General features: G+C 35.3%; 14 protein-coding genes and 1 other RNA gene. 4 read left to right on the top strand and 11 right to left on the bottom strand.

Going from position 1 to position 15,150, the window contains the following annotated elements; translation table 11 throughout:
* Positions 1 to 3: 3 nt before the first annotated feature.
* The 7 genes from ACN0U3_RS08815 to ACN0U3_RS08785 form a co-directional block, all read right to left on the bottom strand.
* Positions 4 to 615, bottom strand: a complete 612-nt coding sequence (locus ACN0U3_RS08815; protein ID WP_299205989.1) for an L-threonylcarbamoyladenylate synthase — start codon at positions 613 to 615, stop codon at positions 4 to 6.
* A 145-nt stretch (positions 616 to 760) separates the two neighbouring features.
* Entirely contained in the window at positions 761 to 2,722 is a 1,962-nt protein-coding gene (gene yidC, locus ACN0U3_RS08810; RefSeq protein WP_417265918.1) for a membrane protein insertase YidC, read from the bottom strand.
* A 16-nt stretch (positions 2,723 to 2,738) separates the two neighbouring features.
* The gene (locus ACN0U3_RS08805) at positions 2,739 to 4,352 is read right to left on the bottom strand and encodes a CTP synthase (protein ID WP_417265917.1); all 1,614 of its coding nucleotides are present in this window, start codon (positions 4,350 to 4,352) and stop codon (positions 2,739 to 2,741) included.
* 359 nt (positions 4,353 to 4,711) lie between these two features.
* Positions 4,712 to 5,821, bottom strand: coding sequence for a chromate efflux transporter (chrA, locus tag ACN0U3_RS08800; protein WP_417265916.1), 1,110 nt, complete (start codon positions 5,819 to 5,821; stop codon positions 4,712 to 4,714).
* A 135-nt stretch (positions 5,822 to 5,956) separates the two neighbouring features.
* An RNA gene (gene ffs / locus ACN0U3_RS08795) (signal recognition particle sRNA small type) lies at positions 5,957 to 6,054 on the bottom strand.
* A 55-nt stretch (positions 6,055 to 6,109) separates the two neighbouring features.
* Positions 6,110 to 7,339, bottom strand: coding sequence for a 4-hydroxy-3-methylbut-2-enyl diphosphate reductase (locus ACN0U3_RS08790; RefSeq protein WP_417265915.1), 1,230 nt, complete (start codon positions 7,337 to 7,339; stop codon positions 6,110 to 6,112).
* 123 nt (positions 7,340 to 7,462) lie between these two features.
* On the bottom strand, positions 7,463 to 8,560 hold the full coding sequence (locus tag ACN0U3_RS08785; RefSeq protein ID WP_417265914.1) for a hypothetical protein: 1,098 nt from the start codon (positions 8,558 to 8,560) through the stop codon (positions 7,463 to 7,465).
* Between the two features lie 172 nt (positions 8,561 to 8,732).
* Between ACN0U3_RS08785 and ACN0U3_RS08780 the strand changes: the two genes are divergently transcribed.
* From ACN0U3_RS08780 to ACN0U3_RS08770, 3 genes are all read left to right on the top strand, one after another.
* Positions 8,733 to 9,167, top strand: coding sequence for a hypothetical protein (locus tag ACN0U3_RS08780; RefSeq protein WP_417265913.1), 435 nt, complete (start codon positions 8,733 to 8,735; stop codon positions 9,165 to 9,167).
* 142 nt (positions 9,168 to 9,309) lie between these two features.
* The gene (locus ACN0U3_RS08775) at positions 9,310 to 9,504 is read left to right on the top strand and encodes a hypothetical protein (protein WP_299205981.1); all 195 of its coding nucleotides are present in this window, start codon (positions 9,310 to 9,312) and stop codon (positions 9,502 to 9,504) included.
* Positions 9,505 to 10,035: 531 nt separating this feature from the next.
* A complete protein-coding gene (locus ACN0U3_RS08770) occupies positions 10,036 to 10,473 on the top strand; it encodes a helix-turn-helix domain-containing protein (RefSeq protein ID WP_417265912.1) in 438 nt (145 codons plus the stop codon).
* An 83-nt stretch (positions 10,474 to 10,556) separates the two neighbouring features.
* On the opposite strand, the gene mnmA is transcribed toward ACN0U3_RS08770, so the two are convergent.
* On the bottom strand, positions 10,557 to 11,738 hold the full coding sequence (gene mnmA, locus ACN0U3_RS08765; RefSeq protein WP_417265911.1) for a tRNA 2-thiouridine(34) synthase MnmA: 1,182 nt from the start codon (positions 11,736 to 11,738) through the stop codon (positions 10,557 to 10,559).
* Between the two features lie 239 nt (positions 11,739 to 11,977).
* Between mnmA and ACN0U3_RS08760 the strand changes: the two genes are divergently transcribed.
* A complete protein-coding gene (locus ACN0U3_RS08760; protein WP_417265910.1) occupies positions 11,978 to 12,694 on the top strand; it encodes a hypothetical protein in 717 nt (238 codons plus the stop codon).
* An 82-nt stretch (positions 12,695 to 12,776) separates the two neighbouring features.
* Here the strand turns inward: ACN0U3_RS08760 and ACN0U3_RS08755 are convergent, their stop codons facing one another.
* The 3 genes from ACN0U3_RS08755 to ACN0U3_RS08745 all read right to left on the bottom strand — a co-directional run bounded on the left by ACN0U3_RS08755 (position 12,777) and on the right by ACN0U3_RS08745 (position 15,069).
* A complete protein-coding gene (locus tag ACN0U3_RS08755) occupies positions 12,777 to 13,178 on the bottom strand; it encodes an RNA recognition motif domain-containing protein (protein ID WP_417265909.1) in 402 nt (133 codons plus the stop codon).
* A 122-nt stretch (positions 13,179 to 13,300) separates the two neighbouring features.
* A complete protein-coding gene (locus tag ACN0U3_RS08750; RefSeq protein ID WP_299205975.1) occupies positions 13,301 to 14,035 on the bottom strand; it encodes a LytR/AlgR family response regulator transcription factor in 735 nt (244 codons plus the stop codon).
* Positions 14,032 to 15,069, bottom strand: a complete 1,038-nt coding sequence (locus ACN0U3_RS08745; RefSeq protein ID WP_417265908.1) for a sensor histidine kinase — start codon at positions 15,067 to 15,069, stop codon at positions 14,032 to 14,034. Before ACN0U3_RS08745 ends, ACN0U3_RS08750 begins: the two co-directional genes overlap by 4 nt.
* Positions 15,070 to 15,150: the final 81 nt, after the last annotated feature.

Below are 15,150 nucleotides of genomic sequence, written 5' to 3'. Positions count from 1 at the left end.
CAATTATAGCTTTCCAACTCCTTCACGTACAACCTCTGGTTGGTCTCCAGTACAGTCAATTACCGTAGAGGCTTCCAGTTTTCCTGGCCCTCCATCAATAATGGTGTTGATTTTATCATCAAATTGTTCGTAGATTTTGTAAGGATCGATAAAGTACTCCAACATTTCATCATTCTCATTGTGAAGGGAAGTGGTCACCAAAGGATTCCCCAATGCTTCAACTATAGCCAAAACAATATTGTTGTCAGGAATCTTAATCCCTAATTCTGTACGGTTGGTATCAAATAGCTTTGTTACCTCACTTGAGGCATGTAAAATATAGGTGAAAGGACCAGGAAGTGTTCTTTTCATGACCTTAAATGTGGGCTGAGGAATGTGTTTAACATATTCTGAAACCTGACTTAAGTCTTTACAGATGATAGAGAATTTAGACTGTTTAAGTTTCAGGCCTTTAAATTTGGCCAGTTTTTCTAAGGCTTTCTTATTTTTTAAATCACACCCAATTGCATATACTGAGTCTGTAGGATAAATGATGATTTCACCATTCTTTAATTCTTTTACAACGTCATCAATCAAACGTTTGTCGATGTTGTCATTATTGATTTCTATTAACATGTATTCAGGTTTTAATTTACCCAATTAAGTTAATGAAAAAAAGCAGTTGTAAACTACTTTCTCGGTTAAAAATTACTAATCCTGGCAAAAAAAAACGTCCTGCTCATTTAGAACAGGACGTTAATCAATTAAAATGATAAAGAATTTATTTTTTCTTACTGTTTTTCAATTTTTCTTGTTGCGCTTTTTGCATTTGTTCAAGACGCTCCTGGAATTTAGATTTTCCTTTTTTTCCATCTCCTTTACTTGCAGATTGACGGGCAGCCATTTTTGCTTTTAATTTGTCTTCATTCACAAAGAAATTCTTAATCATCACCATCGTTAAGATCGACATCAAAGTAGAGATGAAGTAATAATAACTCAATCCAGATGCATAATTATTAAAGAAGAAAATCATCATAATAGGGAAGAAGTACATGATAATTTTCATGTTTGGCATCCCCGGTTGTGATGGTTGTTGCATATTACTGCTGTTTAAAACAGTATAGAACAATGTTGTAATCGCCATTAATAAAGTGAATAAACTTACATGAGATCCATAAAATGGAATGTTGAAGCTCAAGTCAAGGATAGAGTCATAACTCGATAAATCTTCTGCCCAAAGGAATCCTTCTTGACGAAGCGTAAAAGTACTTGGGAAAAAACGGAAAACCGCAAACAAAATAGGCATCTGAATCAACATAGGAACACACCCTGCAAGTGGACTAGCACCCGACTCACGGTAAAGTGTCATCATTTCCATCTGCTTTTTCATCGCATCATCCTTATTTGGATACTTTTTGTTGATTTCCTCTACTTCAGGTTTTAAAATTCTCATTTTTGCAGAAGAAGCAAACATTTTCCATTGAATAGGAGTAAGGATTAACTTTACAATAATTGTGAGGAGTAAAATAGCGATACCAGCACTCATACCGAATCCAGCCAACCAAACAAACAAAGGTTGAATGGCATAAATATTAATCCATCTAAACAATCCCCATCCATAATTAATAATGTCCTCACTACCATTTGCGTACGATTCAAGTACATCATAGTCATTAGGACCAAAGAACCATTTCATTTGGACACTACCATTCCCAGTATTGCTTAATCCAAGATTCATTGAGGAAGAATAAGCTTTAATGTGTGAAGAATCTTTTTCAGAGCCTTCTTCATAATTAACCACCTTAAAAGTTGTTCCTTCTTTCATAAATGGTTTATCTGGCATAATGATCGAAGAGAAGTAACTTTGTTTGAAAGCAACCCAGTCAACATCAGTTTTTGCTGCAAATTCATCATCTGAAAATTCAGATAAATAATCGTAAGAACCGCCCTTTTCTTTGAAAAATACCGTTGAAATACGACGTTGTTCAGACAATAGTTTTTCAGTCTTTAACATTTCAACCTCCCAATCAAGAAAGACCCTTTCTGGTGTAACTTCTCCTTCAAACCCTTTCATTTTAACTTCATAGTTAATATGATATTGATCTGGAGTTATAGAATAGATTTGTTCAATTGATTTTCCTTCGTCATAATGAGCAATAAAAGAGATGTAGTTTTCAGTTTGTCTCAACAGTTCGAAAGCAACTCCGCTTGTATATTGCTCTCCTTTGTCTGTTTTGAATTTCAGTCCGTTAGAAGCGATCTCTTCATCGAATAGTTGAAGTGGTGTAATTTCTTCCGTACCTTCATTTTTCCTAAAGTTTTCATAAGTTTGATAACCTTTTAAGAAAACACTTTTTACACCACCACCTTTATTGGTTAAAATGATTTTTAACTTCTCATTCTCCAAAACAAAAGTTTCTTCTTCTACGTCTCTGGCATTTACAATTCCAACTGTTTCAGCTTCCTCCACCATTAGGGAATCGTTAGCATAAACTGTATTTCCAAGACTGTCAAGAACAGGATTTCCGTTTTCATCCAATACAGCTTTAGGAGCAGGATTTTCAACGGTCTTTTTGGTGATCTTACTTTCTGTTTTTTCAGCAGCTTCTTTTTGTTGTTGCGCAACTAATTCTTGCTGCGCCATCCTTTCCTTAAGTTCTTCTTCTGAAGGTTGATTGAAAAAAGTAAATACAGCGAGTATTACTCCAATTAAACCTAAACCAATAATTGTATTCTTATCCATTATTTATTTTTTCTAACTATTTATTCTTGTTGTTCATAATTGCTTTAACAAAACTAGTAAAGAGTGGGTGAGGATTGTCGACTGTACTTTTATATTCAGGATGGAATTGAACTCCAACAAACCATGGATGGTCTTCAACTTCTACCACTTCAACCAATCCTGTATCTGGATTAAATCCAGTTGCTTTCATACCACTTTTCTTAAAATCATCTAAATATGCACTGTTAAATTCAAATCTGTGTCGGTGACGTTCTTTGATCACCTCAGTATTGTATGCCTCATAGATGTTTGAATTGGGTTTTAATTCACATTTATATTGACCCAAACGCATGGTTCCACCCATATCAGAAACAGTTTTTTGCTCTTCCATTAAACTAATCACAGGACGTTTGGCCTCAGGTGAAATTTCTGCTGTATGTGCATCTTCCCAACCCATAACATTTCTAGCAAATTCAATAACAGCGCACTGCATACCTAAACATATACCTAAAAAAGGAACATTGTTTTCTCGGGCATATTGAACAGCATTGATTTTTCCAGTTATTCCACGCGAACCAAATCCTGGAGCTACGAGGATACCATCTAAATCACCTAAAATTTCTTTTGCATTGGCTTTGGTGATTTTTTCAGAATGAATCCATTCGATATTAACCTTACAAAGATTTGCTGTTCCTCCGTGAATGAATGCTTCGTTAATTGATTTGTAGGAATCTTTTAATTCAACATATTTTCCTACCAATCCAATAGTGATTTCTGACGTAGGATTCTTTAAATTATGTAAAAATGAATTCCATGAAGTTAAATCAGGTTGAGATTTACGCGAAAGGCCTAATCTCTTCAATACGATTTCGTCCAATTCTTCTTCTTGCATCATTAATGGAACATCGTAAATTGTAGGTGCGTCCATAGCTTCAATAACAGCCTCAGGTACTACATTACAAAATTGTGCGATTTTCTTTCTTAGTTCTAAATCAAGTTTATGTTCTGTTCTACAACATAATATGTCAGGCTGAACACCCAATTCTAACAATTGTTTAACAGCATGCTGTGTAGGTTTTGTTTTTAATTCCCCAGCGGCTTGTAAATAAGGTACAAGTGTTAAGTGAATTACGATACAGTCATCAGCAAACTCCCATCTCATTTGACGCAAAGCCTCAACAAAAGGCAAAGATTCAATGTCACCAACTGTACCTCCAATCTCTGTAATAACGATGTCATACTCACCATCTTTACTCAGACTCTGAATATTTTCTTTGATTTCATTGGTGATGTGGGGGATGACTTGAACAGTTTTACCCAAATATGCTCCTTGACGTTCTTTGTTAATTACAGATTGGTAGATTCTACCTGTGGTTACATTATTCGCTTGAGATGTTGAAACATTCAAAAAACGTTCATAATGCCCCAAATCTAAATCCGTTTCTGCTCCATCGTCGGTGACATAACATTCACCGTGCTCGTATGGATTTAAAGTTCCAGGATCGATATTGATGTAAGGATCAAGTTTTTGAATGGTTGTTGAGTATCCTCTTGCTTGCAAAAGTTTAGCTAAAGATGCTGCGATAATTCCTTTTCCCAATGAGGATGCAACCCCACCAGTTACAAAGATGTATTTTGTTGAATTTGACATTTTTTAATTGATTTGTAACTATGGGAGGCAAAGATACAACAATACTTAGGAGTTGGATAAATTCTGTATTATTTTTTGAGGGTATTTTTAAAATGAACAGAAAAAATGAAATCTATTGATTTAAGCTTGGATGATGAGTAATTCTCTGATGTAATAAAATTGAAACAATTATAGTGTTGAAATGAAGAAGGGGGAGTGTGTGAAAAAAAACGCGAGAGGAAAAAACTGGCGTTCCTTCCTCTCGCTAATCAACCTAACTTAACCACCTAAATCATTACAAATATAAGTGCTAATATCTTAGTAACCAATTAATAAATGTTAATTTAGTGATATTCTTCACATTATTGTTAATTTATGAATTAAACCAAGGTGAGTAAATAGCCTAATCCAGCGCCACCTAACACAATAAATGCACTGTTAAGTTTTTTGAAAATAAAAACAGCGATAATGCTCAAGCTTGCAATCATAAATGTTTTCCAATCTACCAAAGCTTCAAAGCTCATTTCCACTAACACAGCAACAATTACTGCTACAGCTGCAATATTAATTGCATCCATAAAAGCAGAAATGTATGGTGACTTTCTTAGTTTAGGGATCAATGGATTCAGTAAAGCAACAAACACAAAAGAGGGGAGGAATATTCCAAGAGTAGCTGCTAGGGCGCCCCAAAATCCGTTGAGTTGCCATCCTATAAATGTAGCTGTTGATAACACAGGACCCGGAGTAAACTGACCAACAGCAACTGCGTCCATAAGTTGTTGACGGGTAAGTAATCCAGTGTTCACTAATTCTGCATCCAAAAATGCGAACAAGACATATCCACTACCATAAAGTACTGCGCCTACTTTAAGGAAAATCCAAAAGACTTTTAAGCTAGTAAGGGAGAGGGCCATGTGAAGTAATAGAAAAGGTGAAAAACTATTCAATGTGTTTTTTCTATTTCTAACTGTGTAGAGGAGTAGCCCCGCTAACCCACAGGAAAACAATGCAATAATTTCATGAACTCCTATTAAAGTAATACTTAAGGTAATCACCCCTAGTACTATTAATTCTGTTGATTTTATCGCTTTTTTAGCGAGTCTAAAAACAGCTGCTAGAATTATTGCAATAACTGCAGGTTGTATACCGTAAATGTAAGGTAGGACGGCAGGAACTTCTCCATATTTAGCATAAAGCCATGCCAAAATCATGGTGATGGTTACTGCAGGAAGAATAAAAGAAACACCAGCTACAATTAATCCTTTCCATCCTGCGCGTTCATGTCCACAATGCATGGTCATTTCTGTGGAATTGGGTCCTGGAATTAGGTTCGTAGCACCAACCAAATCTAGAAAATGTTGGGAAGTCATCCATTTTCGTTTTTTTACGATTTCGTTCTCCATCATTGCGATGTGAGCTGCTGGACCGCCAAAGGCAATACTTCCTAGTTTTAGAAATAATTTTGCTAGTTCTTTAAGTTTTATACTCATGAATAAAGTGTCATTCGATCAAAAAGACAAAATTAAACGAATTTAAGGGTTTAAATTCTTTTGAGTATTAACTAAACATTAAGCTTTTGAAAAACGAAGGGAAATTAATAGGGGGTAGGTTTTATAAAAAAAAAGTGGGGTAAGCTACTTGCATCGCACCGCTACAACCTCTTACCCTTGCTACGTTCCCGTCCTGGGGGATTCAGAGGGAGCTGGTCGTACAAGACTTACCCCAGCGCAAAAATAGTAATTAGATATGATTCTACAAGTGTTCTTGAAGAATATTTCTTAATTTTTTACTTCAATATTGGACAATACCTCCTTAACTGTCTTTGTTTCATTAAAGTAGTCCAAAAATTTATGGAGAACTCTGTCTACAACAGCGTCAGGACAAGAAGCGCCTGAGGTGAGTACAATATCAACCACTTCATGGGAAGGAATAAAATCAGTACTTTTTTTAACGACCTTTTTATGGATGTCGAAATGTGAGATCTCATTTCTATTTAGAATGTCATCTTCTGTATTGATAAAATAAGTAGGATAACTTTCTTCCAAAAGCTCGACCAAGTGTGTTGTGTTTGAACTGTTGTATCCACCGACAACAATTGCAAGGTCTGCATTCGACTTCATTAATCCGTAAGTAGAATTTTGATTATCATTTGTAGCATAACAAAGCGTATCGCGGGTGTCGGCAAAGTGATCTTTAAGATTTTCTTCACCGTACTTCTCAATCATTGTTTGTTTAACGAAGTCAGCAATTTCTTGCGTTTCTGTTGCTAACATTGTAGTTTGGTTAACAACGCCAAGTCGGTCTAAATGCTGATTTACATCGAAGTCTTCACTGTGTTTCCCGTCGAAGTAAGTATAGAACTCTTCTTTCGGTCGCTTTCCAAGTACCATATCCATTAAGACGGCAGTATCTTCAATGTCTCGCACTACAACAGAAGGAGCATTTGAAGAACTGTGAGAAAAAGTAGCACGCGTTTCTTCATGATTGTGTTTTCCATGAATAATAATACTGTGTTCTGTTTCGCCCAGTTTTTTGGAACGATTCCAAACCTTCTCAACAAAAGGACAAGTGGTATTGTAAGCTTTGACATCAACCCCTTTGGCTTCTAACTTAACAATCGTTTCAATGGGTGCACCAAAAGCAGGAACAATCACCACATCATTAGGTCTTAATTCATCAAAAGAAATTAACTCATTACCTTCTGTGTCTTGCAAGAAACGAATTCCATTGTCCAAAAGATCAGCATTAACATTAGGATTGTGAATCATCTGACTTAAAAGAAAGATACGCTTACCTCTGTTTTCTACAATAGCCTTATAAGAAATTTCAATGGCATTCTCAACGCCAAAACAAAAACCAAAGTGACGAGCGATATGGAATCGAACGGGACCAAAATCCAAAATAGTAGGAGTGAAGTCCTTCTTACGAGGATCCATTACTTTTCGCATGTTTTTAACTTTGGAAATAATCGGAGAGCGGTAAAACTTTGGGATATCAAACTCTTTCATTGTATTGCTTTGTTAGAGAAACAAAGATAAGACTTATTTGTTGAACCTCGATTAAAGTTAGTGCAAGTCGCTGTAATTATTAATTAAAAACAAAGCTTTAACTGTGTTTACATAAGTAAATAGTTAGACAACCCTAGATTTAACGATAGTCTCATCAAGATTTGCTATTGGCTTAATTGATTTTCTTGTGTTTGGCCATTTTTCAGGATATTGCTGAAGTAAATAAGAAATCTTGGTTTTGTTCTTTTTGACCGCATCAGTAATTGCAGGTGGAGTAACAGGTGGGTCAAGGTGGGCTGCTATTGTCTTACCATTAACGTTTAATCCCTTTTCTAACACATGTATTGCAGCAGCTTCGTACCGATCAAGTAAGTGATTGGTTTTGGTATCGCTTTTACGAATGGTGTTACTATGATTGACCACAGCCTTAACTTTATCCAGTTGGATATGGTCTGCTGTTATCCTTATTTGTTGTTCTGATAAGTTCAGGTTATAAGCTAGATAGATTGCGTTTTCAATTACCGCTTCAATCGCTTGAATCGAAAGACGTTCTTTAGCGAGTTTGTAAATGACTTTGTTGCTGAATATAAACTCCTTATTTAATTTTATTTCAAGTTTTTGTTTAAAGTCATTGAGTATATTACTAATGGCAGAACTATACAGTTGTTCAGTTGATTTTAAATCTTCTGTAAGTTGCTTTATTTTATGGGTTTGTTTTTTGTTAATCTGTTCAACACGCATCAAAAAATCTCTTTCCTCAACTGCTTTTTGGTGTTCGGCAGAAAGAATAGAAATCAACATGCTACTTAGAATGTGTTTTTCTTGAGTGCTTATTCCTTTAAATTGAATGTTTAAGTTTTTAAGAAAAACGTTATTGGTAAATCGAATAGTGATAATATCATTCAGTCCGTCGATTGGAGACTGGAAGTATAAACGCAGGACATTCATAGCGTCTTCATCCTCAAAAGATAGCTGAGAAGTTTCTGGTTTGTGGTTTTCAAATAGATCCTCAGTCCGAGACCATTCAATTCTTTTTTGTGCTTTGCGTAGTTCTTGAGCTTTTACTTTTAAATAGTCGCTTAGTGGCGCGGATTCATGAGAAGTGCGAAGTTGTTTATTGTAATCTAACCATAATGCACTGGTTATTGTCACACCAGGTAGGTAATGGGATAGCCTTTCGAGCAGAAAGGGAATGGGGTGATATGTACCGGCAAGTCTCATTGAATAAGCAAAAATAGAAATTCTAAACTTAATACCTTACTTAATCTAAAACTTAATTTACTTAATCGACTTAATTAAGTTAAGATTGAGTACTTAATATTAGTATACCGCTTAATGGATCAAAAAGTTACACTATTCCTTATGATATTTGCAACAAACAACAATATTAATCATGTATACAACAATTTCAGAAGAGAATAAAATCGCAGTGGAAGAACTTAAAGAGGAGTTGAAGATTGTTAAGCAACAAGTACAAGAATTAAGTTTATCACTATTAATTCAGTTGAAAACAATTCTATTTCAATTTGTGTTAAGTTACAAAGAATATTCACTGACCAACATTAGAGAATATGGGTTAGGTGAGATTTTAATGAATAGGGCATTGCGTTTTTTTAGATTAGATAACGATGGAGAAGAGAAGAATGTGAGCTCCAAAAAAGAAAAAACAGCAAGAAGAAAAGGAGCTAGGTATATCATTAAAAAAAGCTTGAAGACAATCTTGTTTCCTATCTACTTGTTGATCATTTTATTGCAGTTACTTATAAAGTCGGAATCAGGAACACGCGAAAAAAAACACAAGCAGTTAAAAAATGTATTTCGAGAGTAGTTGCTTGTAATTCAGTGGTTAACAAGTGGTCTATTTTAGAATAACTTCAGCATATTGTTTAAAAATGTCAATTATTTCTTGATTTAATGTAACCCTCTGAATGTTTGGCCGTAAGAAGGTATAGAATTCAAACGATGAAGATATGATGAATCGATATGTAATTGCACTAAACCGTGTAAACATTGCACAAGAGGAGTTAACGACTCATGCAGAAGAAAATAAAGAAAATAAATTAACGATTTACGAAGTCGCTAAGTTAATGGATAAAGTACGGAAGTACCCAGAGAATAAAATAGAACGAGAAGAGCTCTTTACTTGTGGTTTTTCCATTAATTAGTGATTAATATTTGTTTGTTATAGTTTGATGTTGTTTATAATAGTAGAAAGGGGGACGAGAGTCCTCCTTTTTTTTTATGTGGCTACTTTTAACTGATGGAAGTATTGCTGTATTGTGATGGAGGTACAGGTGGGGGATTAGGCTCAAAAGCTAAGGAAAATTTCGTCCTTCATTGATTGAGCAGTAAAGTGATTGATGGTTTATCCTAAGGGATGAAAATCTTAAGCTTATGGTGTAGGTGAATACAAATTGCTAAATAATTCTTATTCCAGGTGGTGCACTTTTTTGGTGATGTAGATCGTTTCTCTATATAAACAAATGGCTTGACTAGAGTTATTTTTGGTGAGTCATTGTGTGTGTTAACTGGGAATATAGTTTAAGTGTTGACTTTTTTGTTGGACAACTCGTTTACATAAGTAACCTAAGTGTTGTTTTGGTAGTTTACATTGTTAAACCGTATTTTTAACATATTATTTACTTATGTAACTGAATTTCAAAAATAATATTACATTTGTAGTAAACTTCAAAAAAATGTCAATAAGCGAAAGATTACAAATGGTAATTAAAATGAATGGAATGACCAACGCCTCCTTTGCAGATAAGATTGGCGTTCAACGTTCAAGCATTTCTCATGTGTTAGCCGGTAGGAATAAACCCAGTATTGACTTTATACAAAAAATATTAAATGCCTTTCCTAAAGTTGATGCAGCTTGGTTGGTAACGGGGAAGAAAGTCGGTCGCGTTGCTGAGGGTACAGATGAACAAGTGTTAAGGCCTCTGGCGGACATAGAGGTAAAAGAGGATTCGGCTCAATTTAATGATGAAGATCAAGCTCCTTATAACAAATCTAGTGTAAAAAATAATGACACAGACACATCAGTACCTGATCCAAAGGAGAGTAAGCGTAAGGTAGTGAAAGTGATTGTCTTTTATAGTGATGGGACATTTGAAGAGCTTGCTTCTCATTAAACCATTGTTGACTCAAATACCTTGAAAAGGCCGTCTGCTGCTATCTCCAGGTAAGCATTATTTTCAATGTCAACAGTTAAGGTTTATTGCTGGATAACACCTGAACCCAAGAGTTCACCGCTTTGATCGTAAAATGCACAAAACTGACCAGGAGTAATGCTACGTTGAGGCTGATTAAATAACACAAAGGTAGATTCATCTTTCGTCAAAACAGTCGCCTCTTGAAGAGGTTGTCTATACCTGATTCTTACAAGCGTTTTAATCTCTTCACCTATCTTAAACCTATTCTTTACATTGTTAAACACAAGGCTTTTGTTATCCATCTTTAAAGCACTTTTGTTTAAACCAGGATGACTATCTTTTTGGCCACTGTAAACATAATTATTTTCAGTATCAACCTGAAGCACAAAAGAAGGATTTGGTCTACCACCAATATGCAATCCCTTGCGCTGACCGATAGTGTAAAAGTGCGCACCTTGATGTTCTGCAACCTCAATTCCGTCCTCAGGTTTGAATAAGATAGGAGTAACGAGCTTGTCGATATGATCAAAATTAATAGGTGTTTGGTGATACTGCCTTAAAGCAGGGTGGTCTTCTGGAATTTCAATCACCTTTCCTTTTTTTACCTTAAGTTGTTGTTGTAGAAACTCAGGTAAGCTAACTTTTCCTACAAAACAAAGACCTTGAGAGTCTTTTTTGTCCGCGGTAATTAAATCTTGTTCTTTAGCGATTCTTCTAACCTCGTCCTTTTGCAAATCCCCAACAGGAAACAATGCCTTTTCCAGCTGTCCCTGATTTAACTGACAAAGGAAATACGACTGGTCCTTATTTTTATCAAGACCCGCAAGTAAACTAACACTCCCATCCTCATTGTCCTTTCTACGACAATAATGTCCTGTCGCGACATAGTCAACACCGAGTTCTAATGCTTTTTCTAAGAAGACATCGAATTTAATTTCTCTGTTGCATAACACATCAGGATTGGGAGTTCGGCCAGCTGCATATTCATCAAACATATATTCGACAATACGTTCTCTGTATTCCTTGCTTAAATCAATCACTTGAAAGGGGATGCCGAGTTTATTTGCAACAAGTAAAGCATCGTTAGAGTCATCAATCCACGGACATTCATCGGAGAGCGTAACGGATTCATCATGCCAGTTCTTCATGAACAATCCAATAACATCATACCCTTGTTCTTTTAAAAGGTAGGCAGCAACACTAGAATCAACACCACCGGACAGACCAACAACTACTCGCTTCATATTTTTTATTTAAAAGCGCAAAATTACGTAAGTTTTTTCGCTAAACAAAAAAGAAGGTGTGTTTACATTTGATAATGATTTTTTTAAGACAAAACTGCAATGTGATAAAACTTAGGTTTACAATAGTTAATGTGAGTCTCTGCGTGATTTACATAAGTAACAAATTAAATATGTGGCCCAACAAACTTGTTTTTACAAATGTGAATCTATGGACTTTTAAATTATATATATTTACATCAATGAAAAAGATACTATTAATAGGTGTTTTGATTACAGCTGGAGCTATTGCTTACGGGCAATGTGAAGAGATATACCTTAAGGGAAGAGTTCAAGACACAGCGATGCCACAGAGTTTTTATAATTTAATGGTGATTAATGTCACCACGCAACAAGGTGTATTTGGCCGTCCAAATGGTGAGTTTTCTGTTTATGTTCGTCCTGGGGATCGAATTGCTTTTTCTGTTAAAGGGTATAGTAAAAAGTTTATAGATATTCCACAGCAGCAAGTTTGCACGATAGACACCGTGATTACATTAAGTCCAAACATTCAGAATATTGAAGAGGTGACGGTTTATCCGATTAAGTCATTGGAGCAAATCAAAGAAGAGCGTGAAGCATTAAGTCAGCGTGAAACAAGAACCGTTACAGGGATAAATGTTCTAGAGAGTCCGATTACGGCTTTGTACGAAAGGTTTAGTCAATCAGCCCAATCTAAGCGTTTGGTTGCTCAAATGGAGCATCAGGACAATATGGATAAAGTTGTTCGTGAACTTTTACGTGCTTATGTTTCTTATGATGTTGTTTATTTAGAGGAGGAGCAGTTTACGGCGTTCATTAATTTCTTAAACATAGATGAACATTTCTTACGCACAGCCTCTGACTATGAGCTCATCGTATATATCCAAGGTAAATTAGAGCATTATAAACAGTTGCACCCAGAGTTGTTTATGAGGTAGAATTACTTCGGTAAAATAATAACCAAAAAAATAAGCTGAATTACTACGATTCAGCTTACTGTTATATTATTAGATAGAGGGATTATTCATTATCTTCTCCTGTTCTTTTTCTTCTTGGTCTTAAGACTCTACGTTCACTGGTTTTCACTTCTTTGACTTCACGGGTGCGAGGTTTAGGCTTGAACCTTTCTTTGTCTAGGTCTTTTTCCTTTGGTTTGTTCATGTTCTGAGGACGTTTATCTTTGGGGGTTGCTAGTTTAACATCTAGCACTCTTCCATTGACATCCATTCCATTTAAAGCTCCGATTGCAGCGTTTGCCTCTGAAAGATTTTCCATCTCAACATAACCATAACCTTTAGACTTTTTAGTTTTGTTGTCGTAAACTACATGGGCATAGGAAACTTCTCCAAACTGTGAAAAGGTCGCTCTTAAGTCATCTGATGTAATGCCAAAATCTAAGTTGGCAATAAATATATTTGTCATAATTATCTAATATGAATCTCCAATTGTAGGGTGCAAAATTACATTATAGATTTGAGATCACACAATAATATCAGGGTAATCATCAAATTTTTTGTTAAAAATTCATATTGAGGGGTTATCCCTTAAATCGACATAATATCTTTAAATCGTATGGCTTGTCTTCGTGATATTTCAATTTCTGTTCCATCCGATAACTTTACTTTTAATCCTCCATTAAACCAATTTTCTACACTGTCGATTTCATGAATATTAATTAGGTACTTGCGGTTGGCCCTAAAAAAATCTTCAGGTGAAAGTTTTTCCTCTAAAGCGTTCAAGCTACGTAAAATCATAGGACGCTCATCCTTAAAAAATACACGAACATAATTACCTTGACTTTCAAAAAAACGAATTTCCTCTAGGTAAGGGTAGAAGCATTTTTCTCCATCTTTGATAAAAACCCTGTCTTTTTTGTTCAGTTTTCTTTCTTCTCTAGTGTTGCTTACGGGAGAGAAAAACTCGTTTTCAGTTTCTGCTTTTATTTTTTCTAAAGTATCGGCTAAACGTGCAGGATCTACGGGTTTAAGGAGGTAGTCTAATGCATTGACTTTAAATGCATCTAATGCATAGTCATCGTAAGCAGAGATGAAAATAACTTTTGGTATTTCATCCAGTTGCTTCAGCATTTCAAATCCATCCATTTCTGGCATTTGAATGTCTAAAAAAACAATGTCAGGGGAGTGTTCTTGAATGGCTTTAATTCCTTCAATTCCATTGCTTGCTTCGGCTACAATTGTGATGGCTTCATTGTGTTTTTTTAATAAGTGCCTTAATTCTTGCCTTGCTAGTCTTTCGTCGTCAATGATTATTCCTTTCATTCTATTGTGTCCTTTAATTGATTTGTATTGATCCATATATGTGATCTTACTTTATCGTTCATGTTTTTAATGTCAAAACCGGCATTTTCACCATAAATGATTTCAAGTCTACGTTTTGTGTTGGCGATTCCAATTCCTGAATGTTCATTTTTTCGATATTCACCTGTGTTGATGACTTCCATAATAAGCTGTTCGTTGTGAATAGATATACAAATTTTGATCTCACCTGGTTTTGATGATTTAGAAATCCCATGCTTTATTGCATTTTCTGCCATGCTTTGTATTAAGAATGGCGGAATGTAAATTGTATCGGGGACTTTATTCTCTATGGTGTAGTTCAACCTCTCTTCAAACCTAATTTTCTCCAGTTCAAGGTATTCATTTACCAATTGAAGTTCTTCTTTAAGGGTGATGTATGACTTTTTACCTAAGAGTAGTGAATTTCTTAGTAGGCTAGAGAGGGTGGTGATGGATGATTTTGCCGTTTCTGGGTCAAATTCGATTAATGCACGTATGCTGTTAAGTGAGTTGAATAGGAAGTGTGGGTTTAATTGATCTCGTAAGGTTTTTAATTCGTTTTGTGTTTGACTGGTCTTTAGCTTGAGATTGTAAATTTCTTGTAATCTTGATTTTTGCATTAAATGATAGGTAAGGTATACGGCAGTCCACATGATGAAAAAGATGGAGTACATTAGAATGTTAACTAAAAACTCCATTCCTGACGCCACCTCTTCGTTAAACAATAGATAACCTGAGGTATTGTTGATGATCACTAATACTGTAGAAAGTCCAAATATTAACCCTAAGGCTCTTGGGATGAGTAGTCCTACTTTTAAATTTAGCCAATCTCTATAGATAAACACACTACGAATGGAATGGGAAGTAAGAATGAGTAGTACGAATAGCTGTCCTAGTTTAAAGAGAATTCTGTCTGAAAACTCTCCTTGAAGGACAGAAGCGATGCCTACCATCATACAAAATCCTCCCCATGCAATAAATTGGATTATCCAATACAGAAGTTTGGTTTTTTTCATTTTATAAAACTAATTATTATTTGCGATATTCTATAAGTAGTCTGTCTAGATTTTAGTTATGCTTTTCCTTTGGTTTTATTC

This window comes from Brumimicrobium sp. (assembly GCF_048268645.1).
Classification (GTDB): Bacteria; Bacteroidota; Bacteroidia; order Flavobacteriales_D; family Crocinitomicaceae; genus Brumimicrobium; species Brumimicrobium ulvae.
Note: the sequence above shows the minus strand (reverse complement) of the source record. Positions and strands in the feature narration are given on the sequence as shown.

Coding starts and splice junctions, on each gene's coding strand:
- ACN0U3_RS08780 (WP_417265913.1), top strand. CDS start 8,733: ATGTATACAACAATTTCAGAAGAGAATAAAATCGCAGTGGAAGAACTT.
- ACN0U3_RS08790 (WP_417265915.1), bottom strand. CDS start 7,339: ATGAAAGAGTTTGATATCCCAAAGTTTTACCGCTCTCCGATTATTTCC.
- mnmA (WP_417265911.1), bottom strand. CDS start 11,738: ATGAAGCGAGTAGTTGTTGGTCTGTCCGGTGGTGTTGATTCTAGTGTT.
- chrA (WP_417265916.1), bottom strand. CDS start 5,821: ATGAGTATAAAACTTAAAGAACTAGCAAAATTATTTCTAAAACTAGGA.
- ACN0U3_RS08785 (WP_417265914.1), bottom strand. CDS start 8,560: ATGAGACTTGCCGGTACATATCACCCCATTCCCTTTCTGCTCGAAAGG.
- ACN0U3_RS08775 (WP_299205981.1), top strand. CDS start 9,310: ATGATGAATCGATATGTAATTGCACTAAACCGTGTAAACATTGCACAA.
- ACN0U3_RS08770 (WP_417265912.1), top strand. CDS start 10,036: ATGTCAATAAGCGAAAGATTACAAATGGTAATTAAAATGAATGGAATG.
- ACN0U3_RS08755 (WP_417265909.1), bottom strand. CDS start 13,178: ATGACAAATATATTTATTGCCAACTTAGATTTTGGCATTACATCAGAT.
- ACN0U3_RS08750 (WP_299205975.1), bottom strand. CDS start 14,035: ATGAAAGGAATAATCATTGACGACGAAAGACTAGCAAGGCAAGAATTA.
- ACN0U3_RS08805 (WP_417265917.1), bottom strand. CDS start 4,352: ATGTCAAATTCAACAAAATACATCTTTGTAACTGGTGGGGTTGCATCC.
- ACN0U3_RS08815 (WP_299205989.1), bottom strand. CDS start 615: ATGTTAATAGAAATCAATAATGACAACATCGACAAACGTTTGATTGAT.
- ACN0U3_RS08745 (WP_417265908.1), bottom strand. CDS start 15,069: ATGAAAAAAACCAAACTTCTGTATTGGATAATCCAATTTATTGCATGG.
- ACN0U3_RS08760 (WP_417265910.1), top strand. CDS start 11,978: ATGAAAAAGATACTATTAATAGGTGTTTTGATTACAGCTGGAGCTATT.
- yidC (WP_417265918.1), bottom strand. CDS start 2,722: ATGGATAAGAATACAATTATTGGTTTAGGTTTAATTGGAGTAATACTC.